Source organism: Mesorhizobium sp. ES1-3, assembly GCF_020164795.1.
Lineage (GTDB): Bacteria > Pseudomonadota > Alphaproteobacteria > Rhizobiales > Rhizobiaceae > Mesorhizobium.
Genome location: NZ_JAIUGW010000067.1, coordinates 1 through 1,550 on the forward strand (window position 1 = coordinate 1; position 1,550 = coordinate 1,550).

General features: G+C 63.4%; 1 protein-coding gene. It reads left to right on the forward strand.

Annotated features, from left to right (window positions below; all coding sequences use genetic code 11):
* Positions 1 to 179: 179 nt before the first annotated feature.
* A complete protein-coding gene (locus LB536_RS30965) occupies positions 180 to 1,526 on the forward strand; it encodes an IS5 family transposase (protein WP_224599147.1) in 1,347 nt (448 codons plus the stop codon).
* Positions 1,527 to 1,550 lie beyond the last annotated feature (24 nt).

The following is a 1,550-nucleotide window of genomic DNA, read 5'->3' on the forward strand; positions in this document are numbered from 1 at the left end:
GTCGCCGGTGAACTATCCGCAAGGCTTTGATCTGGTTTCCTAATCGGTGAGGAATGCGGGAATAGCGTTGCAACATTTGCGGTGTCTGGTGGCCGTTTTCTTGCAATTCGATTTGACGATTCCCTTGTGCGCCGATGCGTGATTCACTCGTTTTGGCGGGCGAATCGAGGGGACGGCGAATGTCCAGGCCACGCGAGAAGCGCGAGACGGGAGAGCAGGACCTGTTCCGCTCCAGGCTCGATCAGATCATCAACATGAAGCACGAGTTGGTGCGGCTGGCGCAGGCGATCGACTGGCCGGTGCTGGAGGAGCGTTTCGGCGCGGTCTATTCGGACGGTCCTGGCATGCCGCCCTTGCCGACGCGACTGATGGCGGGCCTTGCGATCCTGAAGCACACTTTCGACTTGTCGGACGAGGAGCTGTGCGCCCGCTGGGTGGAGAACCCCTACTTCCAGTATCTGTGCGGTGAAGAGTTCTTCCGCCACGAGCTCTCCTTCGAGCGCTCATCGATGACGCGCTGGCGCCAGCGCATGGGCGAGGAGCGGATCACGGCGCTCCTGCAAGAAAGCCTGGCGGTGGCGGTCAAGAGCGGAGCGATGAAGCCGGCCGATACGCGCCGGGTGATCGTCGACACGACCGTGCAGCCGAAGAACGTGATGTTCCCCACCGACGCCAAGCTCGTCAATCGGGCGCGCGAGCGGCTGGTGCGGCTGGCCAAGAAGGCGGGGCTCGATTTGCGCCAGACCTACGTGCGGGTCGGCAAGCTGGCGCTGATCAAGCACCAGCGCTACGCCCACGCCAAGCAGTTCAAGCGGGCCAACAAGGCGCTGCGCAAGCTCAAGACCTATCTCGGCCGCACCATTCGCGACATCTCCCGCCGGATCGCCGGCCAAGCGGACCTCGAGGCGAGCTTCAAGTGGCCGCTCTACCAGGCCTCGGCGGTTCTGGAGCAACGTCAGCGCCAGCGCGGCCGCAAAATCTACAGCCTGCACGCCCATGAGGTCGAGTGCATCGGCAAGGGCAAGGCGCATGCCCCTTACGAGTTCGGCGTCAAGGTCTCGATCGCCACGACGCTCGAACGCTCGAAGGGCGGCCAGTTCGCCCTGCACGCCAAGGCACTGCCCGGCAATCCCTATGACGGCCATACGCTCGCGACCGTTATCCCCGACATGGAAAAGACCATCGGCAACGAAATCGGCCGCATCCTCGCCGACGCCGGATATCGCGGCCACAACGCACCTGAAAGCCACAAGCTCAGGGTCTTCACCGCCGGCCAGAAGCGCCGCGTCACACCTGCCATCAAGCGTCAGATGCGCAGGCGATCGGCAGTCGAACCCGTCATCGGCCACATCAAGGCCGAGCACCGCATGGGCCGCAACTACCTCGCCGGCGAACAGGGCGACGCCATCAACGCCATCCTCGCCGCCGCCGGCTACAACTTCTCGCTCCTGATCAAATGGTTCAGGCTGCTTTTGCGGCTTCTCATCACAGCACTCCAAAGCCGCCCCAGATCCAGCGCAGCCTGACCCACTTCATTGTTCACGGACGAC